13 protein-coding genes are annotated in these 13795 nt (G+C 69.1%); 7 read left to right on the forward strand and 6 right to left on the reverse strand.

All coding sequences use genetic code 11. The features are described 5' to 3' along the window. Positions 1-5: 5 nt before the first annotated feature. A complete protein-coding gene (locus BM345_RS24700) occupies positions 6-593 on the reverse strand; it encodes an NAD(P)H-dependent oxidoreductase (protein WP_093385021.1) in 588 nt (195 codons plus the stop codon). 156 nt (positions 594-749) lie between these two features. Further along, positions 750-1397 carry a TetR family transcriptional regulator C-terminal domain-containing protein gene (locus BM345_RS24705; protein WP_093385127.1) on the reverse strand — a complete coding sequence of 216 codons (648 nt, stop codon included), beginning with the start codon at positions 1395-1397 and terminating at the stop codon, positions 750-752. A gap of 242 nt (positions 1398-1639) precedes the next feature. Between BM345_RS24705 and BM345_RS24710 the strand changes: the two genes are divergently transcribed. The 6 genes from BM345_RS24710 (at position 1640) to BM345_RS24735 (ending at position 8971) form a co-directional block, all read left to right on the forward strand. Beyond that, the gene (locus BM345_RS24710; RefSeq protein WP_093385024.1) at positions 1640-2752 is read left to right on the forward strand and encodes an asparaginase; all 1113 of its coding nucleotides are present in this window, start codon (positions 1640-1642) and stop codon (positions 2750-2752) included. A gap of 832 nt (positions 2753-3584) precedes the next feature. After that, entirely contained in the window at positions 3585-4493 is a 909-nt protein-coding gene (gene glyQ / locus BM345_RS24715) for a glycine--tRNA ligase subunit alpha (protein WP_093385026.1), read from the forward strand. A 13-nt stretch (positions 4494-4506) separates the two neighbouring features. Further along, positions 4507-6636 (forward strand): glycine--tRNA ligase subunit beta, encoded by a 2130-nt coding sequence (gene glyS / locus BM345_RS24720; protein WP_175545138.1) that lies wholly within the window; start codon positions 4507-4509, stop codon positions 6634-6636. A 45-nt stretch (positions 6637-6681) separates the two neighbouring features. Next, a complete protein-coding gene (gene gmhB / locus BM345_RS24725; RefSeq protein ID WP_175545136.1) occupies positions 6682-7263 on the forward strand; it encodes a D-glycero-beta-D-manno-heptose 1,7-bisphosphate 7-phosphatase in 582 nt (193 codons plus the stop codon). A 30-nt stretch (positions 7264-7293) separates the two neighbouring features. After that, positions 7294-8034, forward strand: a complete 741-nt coding sequence (locus tag BM345_RS24730) for a lysophospholipid acyltransferase family protein (protein WP_093385034.1) — start codon at positions 7294-7296, stop codon at positions 8032-8034. 19 nt (positions 8035-8053) lie between these two features. Further along, positions 8054-8971, forward strand: a complete 918-nt coding sequence (locus BM345_RS24735; RefSeq protein WP_093385037.1) for a M48 family metallopeptidase — start codon at positions 8054-8056, stop codon at positions 8969-8971. On the opposite strand, the gene BM345_RS24740 is transcribed toward BM345_RS24735, so the two are convergent. Then, positions 8940-10451 carry an aminotransferase-like domain-containing protein gene (locus BM345_RS24740; RefSeq protein WP_093385039.1) on the reverse strand — a complete coding sequence of 504 codons (1512 nt, stop codon included), beginning with the start codon at positions 10449-10451 and terminating at the stop codon, positions 8940-8942. The two genes, BM345_RS24735 and BM345_RS24740, sit on opposite strands and share 32 nt — an antisense overlap. 199 nt (positions 10452-10650) lie before the next feature. On the opposite strand from BM345_RS24740, the gene BM345_RS24745 reads away from it, so the two are divergent. Further along, positions 10651-11010, forward strand: a complete 360-nt coding sequence (locus BM345_RS24745; protein WP_093385042.1) for a hypothetical protein — start codon at positions 10651-10653, stop codon at positions 11008-11010. A 46-nt stretch (positions 11011-11056) separates the two neighbouring features. Here the strand turns inward: BM345_RS24745 and BM345_RS24750 are convergent, their stop codons facing one another. From BM345_RS24750 to BM345_RS24760, 3 genes are all read right to left on the reverse strand, one after another. After that, positions 11057-11554 carry a GFA family protein gene (locus tag BM345_RS24750; RefSeq protein ID WP_093385045.1) on the reverse strand — a complete coding sequence of 166 codons (498 nt, stop codon included), beginning with the start codon at positions 11552-11554 and terminating at the stop codon, positions 11057-11059. A 54-nt stretch (positions 11555-11608) separates the two neighbouring features. Further along, positions 11609-12385 (reverse strand): SDR family oxidoreductase, encoded by a 777-nt coding sequence (locus BM345_RS24755; RefSeq protein WP_093385048.1) that lies wholly within the window; start codon positions 12383-12385, stop codon positions 11609-11611. Positions 12386-12471: 86 nt separating this feature from the next. Continuing rightward, positions 12472-13794, reverse strand: coding sequence for a leucine-rich repeat-containing protein kinase family protein (locus BM345_RS24760; protein ID WP_093385050.1), 1323 nt, complete (start codon positions 13792-13794; stop codon positions 12472-12474). Position 13795: the final 1 nt, after the last annotated feature.

The following is a 13795-nucleotide window of genomic DNA, read 5'->3' on the forward strand; positions in this document are numbered from 1 at the left end:
TCTTGTCAGGCGAAGCGCGCCATGGCCCGGCCCACGCGCTCCTTGAAGCGCGAGAGCTGCGTGGGCGTGGCCACGTTCATGTGGTAGTGGGCGTGGAAGTCCACGCGGGCCTGCGCGGCCGTGAGGCGCTTCATGTAGCGCGTGACGATCTTTCGCGGCGGATCGCCCATGTACCAGGCCATCCAGCGCGGCCGGCCATAGGTGACCACGCCGCTGATGCGCCTGATGTGGGTGAGCATCGGCCGCACGTTGGCCGGGTCGCTGATGTCGAAGGCCACGCCCGGCATCAGCAGGCGGTCGAACCAGCCCTTGAGCATGGCCGGCAGGCCGAAGCACCAGGTGGGGAAGCAGAAGACGATGGCCTCGGCCCGATTCAGTCGGTCGATGTGCGGCTGCACCTTCTCGCGGTTGGCCGGCACCTCGTGGTAGCCCAGGCGCTCCTCGCGCGACATCACCGGGTCGAAGCCCTCGGCGTACAGGTCCCAGTCGTCCACCTCGTGCCCGGCCGCCTTCAGGTTCCGCAGCACTTCCTGGTGCAGCGCGGCGGCAAAGCTGGTTTCGACCGGGTGGCAGTAGACGACAAGCACGCGCATGGTGTGTTTTGACCGATTAATCAGAGCAACTGGTCAAACATTGCAAACTGCGTGCCAGTCCCAGAGGCCTGGCCGTGCACCGAAATGAGGAAATGCCGCCCCGGCGTGGGTGGCGGAGATCGCGACCGCCTTGGCGGCGGCGTCAGCGCGGCCGGATCAGTCCGGCGACTTGATGCCGCAGCCCGTCAGCACGAAGGCGATCAGCTCGCGGGCGATGGGTTCGCGGTCGAGGGGCGGGGCTTCGTCGCCCAGTTGGCCGCCCATGGCGCGCACCTGCAGCGCGTAGTCGGCGTGATATTGGGTCATGGCCCAGATGTGCTGCAGCAGCAGCTTGGCGTCCATCGGCCGCATCAGGCCGCGGGCGATCCAGCCGTTGATGATGTCGATCTTCTTCTGCGTCCATTGGCGCGACATGGGCCAGAAACGCTCCAGGTTGCGGCCGCCGTCGAGGACCTCGCGGGTGAAGATGCGCGACATCTCCGGCTTGTCGAAGGCGTGGTCCAGCTTCTGGCGGATGTAGCCCGAGAGCACCCGGCCCGGGTCGCTGGAGCCTTCGTCGAAGGAGAACACCACCTTCCACTCGTGCAGCAGCTGCATGAGCAGCTCGACGTAGAGCTCGTCCTTGCCGGCGATGTAGTAGTGCAGCTGCGGCTTGGTGATCCCGGCCCGGTCCGCGATGGCCTGGGTGGAGGTGCCCTTGAGCCCGTTGAGGCTGAACTCGGTGATGGCGGCGGCGCGGATGGCCGCCAGGATGCGCTCCCGCCCCGGGCGCGAGCGCGACAGCGGGCCTTCGGGCGCGGGCATCAGCAGCTGTTCCTGCTGCTGCTGTTCGGCGGCTTCGTTGGCGGCGGTGTCGGGGTTCATGGGATTCGGCCGGCGGCTGTTCGGCAGGGCTGGGCGGGTAGCCGACGTGGGCCGATGGTACAGGCTGTCACAGACGCCGGCATCGCGGCATGCGACCTTCGCATGCGGCGGGCAGGCACGGTGCCTGTCCTGCCGCTATCTTTCTGCGCGCAACACAACAACCCCAAGCCAAGGAGCCCATCGTGCACATCTCATCCAGATTCCGCGCCCTCGCCGCCGGCGCCGCCCTGCTGGCGGCCGGCGCCATCGCCCAGGCACAGGAACAGCCACAGACACTGGCGCAACAGCAGCAGCAGCAGCGGGCTGCGCTTCCCAACGTGATGATCCTGGCCACCGGCGGCACCATCGCCGGCGCCGGCGCATCGGCCCTCAACAGCGCGACCTACGCGGCCGCCAAGGTGGGCGTCGACAAGCTGATCGCCGGCCTGCCCGAACTGGGCAAGGTGGCCAACGTGAAGGGCGAGCAGGTCTTCCAGGTGGCCTCGGAGAGCATGACCAACGAGCACCTGCTGGCGCTGGCCAAGCGGGTGTCGCAGCTGGCGAAGCAGCCGGACGTGGACGGCATCGTGATCACGCACGGCACGGACACGGTGGAGGAGACGGCCTACTTCCTCACGCTGACGGTGCACACCGACAAGCCGATCGTGATGGTGGCCTCGATGCGGCCCGGCACGGCGCTCTCGGCCGACGGCGCGCTCAATCTGTACGACGCGGTCGCGGTGGCCGGCAGCAAGGACGCGCGGTCCAAGGGCGTCCTGCTGACGATGAACGACACGATCCAGAGCGGGCGTGACGTGAGCAAGAACGTCAACGTGGTGCCCAGCGCCTTCTCCAGCCAATGGGGCGCGCTGGGCATGGTGGTGGAGGGGCGCAACTACTGGTTCCGGGCGCCGGTGAAGCGGCACACGATGAATTCGGAGTTCGACATCGAGCAGATCACGGCGCTGCCGCCGGTGGAGATCGTCTACAGCTACGCGGGCGTGAGCGCGACGCCGCTGGACGCGGTGGCCAAGAGCGGGGTGAAGGCGATCATCCACGGCGGCCCGGGCAACGGCTCGGTGGCGGACCGCATCGTGCCGAGGCTGCAGGCGGCGCGCGAAAGCGGCGTGATCGTGGTGCGCTCCTCGCGGGTGCCGGATGGCTTCGTGATCCGCAATGCCGAGCAGCCGGACGACAAGTACGACTGGGTGGTGGCGCATGACCTGCGTCCGCAGAAGGCTCGCATTCTGGCGATGGTGGCAATGACGAAGACGTCGGACACCAAGGAACTGCAGCGGATCTTCTGGGAGTACTGATTGGTCGGCTTTCTGCTGTTCTGTTTTCGTTGTGTCGTTCGGAGCGGGTCAAAGGCCTGTGTGCCGCTGTGTGCGCTGCATGCGACTCGGGCGGTCGGCGCCTGCGGCGCCGACTCCCCTCCGCTGCTCGCGAAGTCGGCCCGCGGCAGAACTCGCGACTCCGTCGCTCAAACAACTGCCGCAAGTCAGATGTTGAAGTTCTTGTGTGTCCTTCGGCACACAAGAACGGGCCGACTCCGCTGCGCTGCTCGGCGCCCGAGACGCATGCAGCACACACAGCGGCACACAGGCCTTTGACCTGGACACGGCGGTGGCGCTCGACGCGTCGTGCAACCCGGGCTATCGGTGGTCAACGTTCGGTTGTTTGGCCGCTGTTGAAACCGTCACACCGTTTCCCACGGGGCGCGGCAGGCGGTCAGCGGCGGGGGCGATTTCCGGGGCGGTGAGGAGCGGAACGCTGGGGCTTGAGCGTTCCTGCCGCAGGCAGGAATGCGACCGTTTCTGACTTGCCGAAGCTGTCTGAGCGCATCGACCGAAGGTCGAGGAGCGAGTTCTTCGGCACAAGCCCCAGCGTGAGCACCGCAACGCAGTCGATGCGAAGCATCGACCGCCCCGGATGAGCCCCCGCCGCTGACCGCCTGCCGCGCCCCGTGCGCCCCGAACCGCAATGCACCTCGAACAGCGGCGCGCCCCGAACCGCAATGAGCCCCGACCCCCCAACCGCCCCATGAAGCCAACCCATCGGGCACATCGAGCAGGCCCCCGTAAAATCGCCCATTCCGCGGGCACAAGGCCCCGCGCCCATACACGCCGGCCAGACGCCGGCCAGCCCATGCTGACCTTCCAACAGATCATCCTCAAACTGCAGTCGTACTGGGACGCCCAGGGCTGCGCCCTGCTGCAGCCCTACGACATGGAAGTCGGCGCGGGCACCTCGCACACCGCCACCTTCCTGCGCGCCCTCGGCCCGGAGCCCTGGAAGGCCGCCTACGTGCAGCCCAGCCGCCGCCCCAAGGACGGCCGCTACGGCGAGAACCCCAACCGCCTGCAGCACTACTACCAGTACCAGGTCGTGCTCAAGCCAGCGCCGGCCAATATCCTGGAGCTGTACCTCGGCTCGCTCGAGGCGCTGGGCTTCGACCTGAAGAAGAACGACATCCGCTTCGTCGAGGACGACTGGGAGAACCCCACGCTCGGCGCCTGGGGACTGGGCTGGGAAGTCTGGCTCAACGGCATGGAAGTCACCCAGTTCACCTACTTCCAGCAGGTCGGCGGAATCGACTGCCGGCCCATCACCGGCGAAATCACCTATGGCCTGGAACGCCTGGCCATGTACCTGCAGGGCGTGGACAACGTCTACAACCTGAAGTGGACCGAAGGCCTGTCGTACGGCGACGTCTACAAGCAGAACGAGGTGGAGCAGTCCACCTACAACTTCGAGCACTCCGACGCCGACTTCCTCTTCGCCGCCTTCGCCGCGCACGAGAAGCAGGCCAAGCACCTCATGGAGCAGCAGCTGGCGCTTCCCGCCTACGAGCAGGTGCTCAAGGCCGCGCACAGCTTCAACCTGCTGGACGCCCGCGGCGCCATCAGCGTGACCGAGCGCGCCGCCTACATCGGCCGCATCCGCAACCTGGCCCGCGCCGTGGCGCAGAGCTACTACGAGAGCCGCGAGCGCCTTGGCTTCCCCATGGCCCCGCGCGAGTGGGTGGCAGAGATGACGACGAAGAAGGCGGCCTGACAGCATGACCGACATCCACAAGAAGAACCTGCTCGTCGAACTCTTCGTCGAGGAACTCCCGCCCAAGGCCCTGAAGAAGCTGGGCGAGGCCTTCTCCAGCGTGCTGCGCGACCAGCTGGTGGCCCAGGGCCTGGCCGATGCCGGCTCGGTGCTCAGCGCCTACGCCTCGCCGCGCCGCCTGGCCGCGCACCTCACCAACGTCGCTGGCCAGGCCGCCGACAAGGCCGTCTCGCAAAAGCTCATGCCCGTGAGCGTGGGCCTGGATGCCAATGGCCAGCCCACGCCGGCCCTGCTGAAGAAGCTGGGTTCGCTGGGCGCCGACGCGTCCGCCGTCGCCGGCCTCAAGCGCGCCCAGGACGGCAAGGCCGAGGCCCTGTTCTTCGAAAGCACCGCACGTGGTGCCACGCTGGCCGACGGCCTGCAGAAGGCACTGGCCGAAGCCATCGCCAAGCTGCCCATCCCCAAGGTCATGAGCTACCAGCTCGAGACCGGCGCCATGCCCGGCTGGACCAGCGTCAGCTTCGTGCGCCCGGCCCATGGCCTGGTGGCACTGCACGGCAGCGACGTGGTAGCCGTCGAGGCCCTGGGCCTGCGCTCGGGCCGCGAGACCCACGGCCACCGCTTCGAGGCCAGCGTCGATCCCGTGGCGCTGCGCGATGCCGACAGCTACGCGCTGCAGCTGAACGACGAAGGCGCCGTCATCGCCGGCTTCGAGGCCCGCCGCGCCGAGATCGCACGCCAGCTGGCCGACGCCGCCGTCAAGGTCGGCGCCGGCTCGGCGCCCATCGAGGACGACGCACTGCTGGACGAGGTGACCGCGCTGGTCGAGCGCCCGAACGTGCTCGTCTGCGAATTCGAGCGCGAGTTCCTGGGCGTGCCGCAGGAATGCCTCATCCTTACGATGAAGGCCAACCAGAAGTACTTCCCGCTGCTCGATGCCCACGGCCGCCTCACGAACAAGTTCCTGGTGGTCAGCAACATCCGCCCGGAAGACGCCAGCGCCGTCGTCGGCGGCAACGAGCGCGTGGTGCGCCCGCGCCTGGCCGATGCCAAGTTCTTCTTCGACCAGGATCGCAAGAAGTCCCTAGCCTCGCGCGTCGAGCAGCTGGGCAAGGTGGTCTATCACAACAAGCTGGGCACCCAGGGCGAGCGCGTCAACCGCGTGATGCACATCGCGCGCGGCATCGCCGAGCAGATGGGCAACGCCGAACTGGCGGCCCACGCCACGCAGGCCGCGCAGCTGGCCAAGGCCGACCTGGTGACCGACATGGTGGGCGAGTTCCCCGAGCTGCAAGGCACCATGGGCCGCTACTACGCGCAGCACGACGGCCTCGCGACCGAAGTGGCCGATGCCATCGAGGACCATTACAAGCCCCGCTTCGCCGGCGACACCCTGCCGCGCGGCGAGGTCGGCGTGGTGGTGGCGCTGGCCGACAAGCTGGAAACCCTGGTGGGCATGTTCGGCATCGGCAACCTGCCTTCGGGCGACCGCGATCCCTTCGCGCTGCGCCGCCATGCGCTGGGCGTGATCCGCATGCTCGTCGAGAAGAAGCTGCCGCTGGAACTCAAGACGCTGCTGTCGAACGCGGCGCAGCAGTTCTCGGGCATCCAGGGCTTCGACAGCGCAAGCGCCGTCGACGGCCTGCAGGCCTTCATCCTCGACCGCCTCTCGGGCAGCCTGCGCGAGCAGGGCGCCAGCGCGCAGGAAGCAGAGGCCGTGCTGGCCTCGCAGCCGCAGCGCCTGGCCCTCGTGCCCGAACTGCTGGCGGCGGTACGCGCCTTCGCCGCACTGCCCGAGGCGCCGGCGCTGGCCGCGGCCAACAAGCGCATCGGCAACATCCTGAAGAAGTCGCCCGAGGCGGATGCGCATGTCAACACGGCGCTCTTGCGCGAGCCGGCCGAGGTGGCGCTCTACGAATCGATGCAGAACGTGGTGCCCAAGGCCGACGCTCAGTTCGATGCCGGCGACTACACCGCCTCGCTGCAGACGCTGGCCGCGCTGCGCGCGCCGGTGGACGCCTTCTTCGATGACGTGATGGTCAACGCCGAGGAGGCCGACCTGCGGCTGAACCGGCTGGGCCTGCTGTCCAAGCTGCACGGCGCGATGAACCGCGTCGCGCAGCTGGAACGCCTGGCCGTCTGACACGCGCGGGGGCACATGGGTTTTCACTCCGCGCAGGGTCATGCCATGAAGCTGGTCATCCTCGATCGCAACGGCACCATCAACGTGCACCGCGAAGACTTCGTGAAGAGCGACGTCGAGTGGACGCCGCTGCCAGGCGCGCTGGAAGCCATCGCGCGTCTCAACCACGCCGGCTGGGTGGTGGCCATCGCCTCCAACCAGTCGGGGCTGGGCCGGGGCCTGTTCGACATGGCATCGCTCAACGCCATGCACGCCAAGATGCACAAGATGCTGGCCGCGGTGGGCGGGCGCGTGGACGCCGTCTTCTTCTGCCCGCATGCGCCCGACGAAGGCTGCAGCTGCCGCAAGCCCAGGCCGGGCCTGTTCGAGCAGATCAGCGACCGCTACGGCGTGGACGTGCGCGGCATGCCCACGGCGGGCGACAGCCTGCGCGACCTGCAGGCCGGCTACGCGGCCGGCTGCGAGCCGCACCTGCTGCTCACCGGCATGGGCGCGGCCTGCCGCGGCGTGGACCCGCTGCCGCCCGACTACCCGCCGGGCACCCGTGTGCACGACGATTTGCCGGCGTTCGTCGAATACCTGCTGGCGCGTGACGCGCTGCAATCGGGCATCGTGGACGCTGCCTGACTGACCACAAGAAACAAGAACCCTTCCTTCATGCCCCTGATCCGCTCCATCATTCATGCCTTGTGGATGCTCGTCACCGTCATGCCCTGGGCCATCATCATGCTGGTCGCCTCCCTCTGGACCAAGAGCGAACCCCTCTACTGGATGGCGGTGCGCTGGCTCAGCTGGGCCACGGGCGGCGCGCGGGTCATCCTGGGCATCACCACGCGCGTCTCGGGCATGGAGAACCTGCCGCAGGACCAGCGCGCCGGCGCCATCCTGCTGGTCAAGCACCAGTCCACCTTCGAGACCTTCTACCTGCCCACGCTGATGCCGCATCCGCTGGCCTTCGTGTTCAAGCGCGAGCTGATCTACGTGCCCTTCTTCGGCTGGGCCATGGCCCGGCTGGACATGATCCACATCGACCGCAGCCTGCGTGCACAGGCCTTCAACAAGGTGGTGGCGCAGGGCAGGCGGCTGCTGGAGCAGGGCATCTGGATCATCATGTTTCCCGAAGGCACGCGCATCCCGCGCGGCCAGGCGGGCAATTACAAGTCGGGTGGCACGCGCCTGGCGGTGGAAACCGGCGCGCCGGTCATTCCCATTGCCGTCACCTCGGCCAAGGTGTGGCCGCGCAAGGCCTTCATCAAGAAGCCGGGCGTGGTGGACGTGTCCATCGGCCCGGCCATCTCCAGCGCGGGCCGCAAGCCCGACGAGCTGATGCGCGAGGTCGAGGCCTGGATCGAAGCCGAGATGCGCCGCCTCGACCCCGAGGCCTACGTCGGCCAGTAGGCACCACGAGGCTCTTTCCATGCGCGGCCTTTTGCAAATGACGCTCGACCTGTTCGGTGCGCCGACCGAGCCTGCGCCGGCCGTGGCGCCGGTCGAGGTGCCGGCGCCCGATGCCGGCCCGGCGGTCCCGGCCCTGCCGCTGGCCGATGCGCTGGCCGATGCGCTGGCGCCGGCCAACTTCTCGCATCCGCGCGCCTCGCGCCAGGTGATGCTGGGCAACGCCCGCGTGGCCTACGAGTTCACCCGCGCCCAGCGCCGCACCATCGGCTTCGTGGTGGGTGTCGAGGGCCTGAGCGTGCGTGCCCCGCGCTGGGTGGCGCTGCGCGACGTGGACACGGCACTGCAGGAAAAGGCCGACTGGATCGTGCGCAAGCTCGATGAATCGCGCGAGCGCCAGCACCGGCTGGACTCGACGCGCATCGACTGGCGCGACGGCGCCACCTTCGATTTCCTGGGCGAGCCGGTGACGGTGCGCCTGGACCCCTCCCACGGTTTCACCGATAGCGGCGGCGCCATCCTGGACCCGGGCCTTCCTGGCACCGGCGAGAAGGTGCTGCGCCTCGCATTGGCCGGCAACGCCAGCAGCACGCAGGTGCGCGACGCGGCGCAGGCCTGGCTGATGCGCCAGGCGCGCCGCATCTTCACCGAGCGGCTGGAGCACTTCGCGCCTCGCCTGGGCGTGCGCTGGAACAAGCTTTCGCTGTCCAACGCCAGCACGCGCTGGGGCAGCGCCAGCGCCGACGGCAACATCCGCCTGCACTGGCGGCTGGTGCACTTCCGAATGCCGGTCATCGACTACGTGGTGGCGCACGAGCTGTCGCACCTGCGGGTGATGGACCACAGCCCGCGCTTCTGGGAAACGGTGGAAAGCGTGGTGCCCGACTACCACCAGCTGCGGCGCCAGCTCAAGGAAGAGCAGATGCCGCGCTGGTCCTGAGGTCGGCAGGCACGGCCGACTCCAGCGCCGGCTGCGCCTTCAGCTGCGCGTTGGCAATCTCGCCCAGCCGGCGCAGCGCCGCATCCACGTCCTCGGTATAGGGCCAGCCGCAGTTCAGGCGCAGGAAGCGGTCGAAGCGGTTCGAGTTGGAGAACAGCGAACCCGGCGCGATCAGGATGTGCTCGGCCAGCGCCGCCTCGCACAGCCGGTTGCCCGACAGTCCCTCAGGCAGCTCCACCCACAGCTGCAGCCCGCCCGGCGGCACGTTCATGCGCGTGCCCGGCGGAAAGTAGCGGGCGATGGCCTCGGCCGTCTGTTCGCGCTGCGTCGCCAGGGTCGTGCGCAGGCGGCGCAGGTGCCGGTCGTAGGCGCCTGTGGCCATGAACTCGCCGGCGCCCAGTTGGGGCAGGCTCTCGTTGTTGCGGGTCTGGGCGTACTTGAGCATCTCCACGCGCGCCTGCCAGCGGCCGGCGGCCATCCAGCCCAGCCGCAGGCCCGGCGCCAGGATCTTGTGCAGCGAGGCGCAATGGATCACCCGTCCGCTGCGGTCCCAGGACTTGATGGCGCGCATCGGCGCGTCGCCGTCGACGAGGGCGGTGTAGGTGTCGTCCTCGATCAGCGCGATGTCGCGCGCATCGCACAGCTGCACCAGCCGCTCCTTGTGTGCATCGGGCATGCAGCTGCCCAGCGGGTTCTGCAGGTGCGGCACCACCACCACGGCCTTGATGTCGCCGTAGGTGTCGGCCGCCAGCTCCAGCGCTTCCAGCGAGATGCCGGTCTGCGGGCTGGTGGGAATCTCCAGCGCGCGCAGGCCCAGGCTTTCCAGCACCTGCAGCAGTCCGTAGAAGGTGGGCGACTCCACTGCGATGGTGTCGCCCGCATTGGCCACCGCGCGCAGCGCCAGGTTCAGCGCCTCGATGCAGCCGTTGGTGACCAGGATGTCGTCCGGCGCCAGCGACATGCCATGGGCCAGCGCCCGCCGCGCCACCACCGAGCGGAAGCCCACCTCGCCGCGCTGCTGAGGTGCGGTGGTCAGCAGCTCGGGCCGCTGGCGCAGGCCCTTGGTGATGGCGGTGCGCAGCGCTTCGCCGGGGTAGAGCTGCGGCGCGGCACGGGCGATGGAGAAGTTGACCTTCACCGTCTGGTTGCGCCGGTTCGACACGAAGGCCGATACCCGCGCGTGGATGCCCACGTACTGCGCCGGGTCGGGCGCCATGCTGGCCGGCTCGTTCAGCGGCGCGATGCTGGCGCGCGCCGGCGTGCGCACGAAGTAGCCGGAGCGGTCGCGCGCCTCCAGCCAGCCGGCGCTTTCCAGCTCGCGACACAACTGCATTGCGGTCGACAGGCTGATGGCGTGCTGCTGCATCAGCTTGCGCAGCGAGGGCATGCGCGCACCACGCGCCAGCGTGCCGGCGCGGATCGCGTCCAGGTAGTGCGCCGCGAGGCGCTTGTACAGGGGAGCGGTGGGCTGCGTTTCCATGGTGTGGTCGCCGTGATGGTCGCGCGCGGCGCGTGCGCCGGCCAGATGCAGTTGAGCGCAAAAACGACCATAACAGGGCTTCGACCGCCCCAACTGCATCGCATCAGATAGCCCTGCCTTGTGCCTGTTTTTTGATCGGCACCTTTTCTACGATGAAGGCACTTTCCATCCATCCACACGCAATCCGAGAGGTGCCACCATGACGACGATCTTCGATCCCGACGCCACCTACCGCCCCATGCGCCTGAGCGCGGGCGAGGCGATGCACATCCCCGTTCGTGCCGGCACGGCCGTGCAGGTGCTGGCCGGCTCGGTGCGGCTCCTGGGCCCGGCCCGCTGGCTGGGCGGCAGCGTGTACCGCGCCCCACAGCGCCTGGGCGAAGGCGAGTGGCTGCTGCTGGAAGACGGCGGCTGGCTGGAAATGGAGGCTGCTGCCGCGTCCTCCCCCGGCGACACGCAGTTGATGCTGGTGGAGCCGGCCGAGCCGCTCATTTGGCTGTGGCGGCGCCTGCGTGCGCTGCTGCAGCGCGGCGGGCGCCCTGCCAGCCAGCAGGCCTGAGGCCCCTCGGGGCTCCAAGGCTTCAGCGCTTCAGCGCTTCAGGACTTCAGGGCTTCTTCGCGCGGGCGATCAGCACCGCGCGCCGCTCCAGGCTTTCCTGCGGCCACAGCGCCGAGGCCTTGTAGTACTCCGGCACCGCCGGCGTGTCCGGCGGCAGCTGCACCCAGGGCTGCTTCGACCCGGTGAAGATGTGGATGTCCGGCGGCAGCAGGTCGGGGTCGTCCAGCGTGCCCACCCGCACGAAGCGCACCGCCTCGCCCGAGCCCGCGTAGTTGCTCCACACGGCCACGCGGCAATTCGGGCAGCGCCAGATCTTCTGGCCCTTGCCGCTGAGCGAGGGCGTGTCGACCATTTCCGGCGCACCGGCCAGCAACTCGACCCGCTCTGCCTCGATCATCGCGTTGATCGCGAAGGCCGAGCCGCTCTCGCGCTGGCACCAGCGGCAGTGGCAGCAGTTGACGAACAGCGGCCGCGAGGCGAGCCGATAGCGCACCTGTGCGCAAGTGCAGCCGCCTTCGGCGCTGAAGTCGGTGGCGTCGGTCATGCGGGTCTCCTCGATCGGCGGGGAGCCGATCTTCGCATGCGGTTGCTCGAAGGTTCAGCCGCGCGCGTGCGTCACGCCGCCGTCCACGATCAGGGTCGAGCCCACCACGTAGTCGCCGGCGCGCGAGGCCAGGAAGATGGCCGCGCCGGCCATGTCCTCGGGCGTGCCGATGCGGCCGGCCGGAATGCGCTGCTTCACTTCGTCGGCGTGGTCGCGCGCGTCCTTGTTCATGCTGGAGGCGAAGGCGCCCGGGGCGATGGCGCTCACCGCCACGCCTTCCTTGGCCAGGTGCAGCGCCATGCGGCGGGTCAGGTGGATCAGGCCGGCCTTGCTGGCGGCGTAGGAGTAGGTTTCCTGCGGGTTCACCGACACGCCGTCGATGGAGGCGATGTTGATCACCTTGGCCAGCGGGCCGGCCGCGGCGGCCGACTTCAGCATGGGCGTGAGCGCCTGGGTGAGGAAGAAGGGCGCCTTCAGGTTCAGGTCCACCACCTTGTCCCAGCCGCTTTCGGGGAACTCGGCATAGGGCGCGCCCCAGGCGGCGCCGGCGTTGTTCACCAGGATGTCCAGCGACTTCTCGTGCTTCGCGTACGCCTCGACCAGGGCCTTGGCGCCTTCCAGCGTGGAGACGTCCGCCGGCAGCGACACGCAGTGGCCGAATGCCGAGAGTTCCTTGGCCGTCTCGTCGCAGGCCTCGGCCTTGCGCGCCGAGATGTAGACGCGGGCGCCCTGCGCCAGGAAGCCTTCGGCGATCATGCGGCCGATGCCGCGCGAGCCGCCGGTGATGAGGGCGGTGCGGCCTTGCAGCGAGAAGAGGTTGCGGGTGTCCATGGGAAGTCTCCGTGTGTAGGAAATGCAGCCGCAGACTTTAAGACCGCGTGCGGCAGCCCCGCGTCACCAAGGTTCCAGCGCGCCGCTCAGGGCTGCAGCGTCTGTAGGCTGCCCGCGATCTCGTCGAAGCCGGGGCGCTGGCGCGGGTCGGCGTCCAGGCAGCGCGACTGCAGCCGCAGCAGGCCTTCGCGTTGATCCGCGGTCAGATCGCCGCAGCGCTCGACCAGCTCCTCCAGCAGGCATCCGAACGCGCGCGCCTCGATGCGCATCAGGCCCTGGCCCTGCGCAGACCCGGGCGCGAAGAAGGACGCCGCGCCGAAGTCGCCGAGCAAGGCCTGCTGCCGGCCGTCCCACAGGATGTTGTGCCCATAGAGGTCGCCATGCAGGATGCCGCGCGCATGCAGTTGCGCCACCGCCGAGGCGATGCCGCCGGCCATCGCCAGCACGCCGGCGCCTTCGAATTGCAGCGCGGGCTCGTAGACGTCGCGGGTGCAGCTTTCGAAGCTGGGCGGGCCGGCCAGGTTGCGAAAGCGCGGATCGACCAGGTCCAGCACGAGCCCCGGCGTGCCCGCCGGATGGCCGGCGATGCGGCCGCGCACTGCGATCAGCGCGGGATGCGCGCCCGCTGCGATGCAGGCATCCATCTCCGAAAGCGGCGAGCCGTCGCTGGTGATCTCGCCCTTGAAGAGCTTCACCGCCACCTCGCGCTGCCCCTGCCAGGAGGCGCGATGGATCACGCCCGAGGCGCCCTGGCCCAGCACCTCGTGCAGCTGCAGCGCCTGCCAGGGGATGTCCGGCACCGGATGGCTCTGCACCGCGCGGTCCTCGCTGGCCTCTGCAACCGGGTTGCCCGCGAAGGCGAGCCAGGACAGTCGCGGCAATTCCAGGAGCCAGTCCGGCAGTTCCTCGAAGCGGTTGCTGGCGATGCGCAGCAATTCCAGCCGCTCGCAGGCGGCCATCGATGGGGGCAACTTCGACAGCCGGTTGCCCGCCAGCATCAGCTTCTGCAGCCGCGGGCGACGGCCCAGTTCATCCGGCAGGTCCGCGAGTTCGTTGGCGGTGAGGATCAGCCAGCGCAGCCGCGGCGGCAGCGACGCGCCGCTCAGCTCACGGATGCGGTTGCTCTTGAAGCCCACCATCTCCAGCGCGGGCAAGGTGCCAAGCACCTTGGGCACGTGGGTGAAGCGGTTGTCGGAGCAGAAGACGATGCGCAGCCTGCGCAGGCGGGCGAGGTCGTCCGGCAGATCGGCCAGCGCATTGCCCGACAGATTGAGCGCTTCCAGCGTGTCGCCCAGCGCGAAGAGCTCGGGTGGCAGCTCCGTGAGCCCGCCCGACAGATCGATGCGCGTCGCGCCGGCCAGCGCGCCGCTGCGCAACTGCTCGAGCGTGCGGGCCGTCGCCTCGTTCACG

It is taken from the genome of Variovorax sp. OV329 (assembly GCF_900114785.1).
Lineage (GTDB): Bacteria > Pseudomonadota > Gammaproteobacteria > Burkholderiales > Burkholderiaceae_C > Variovorax.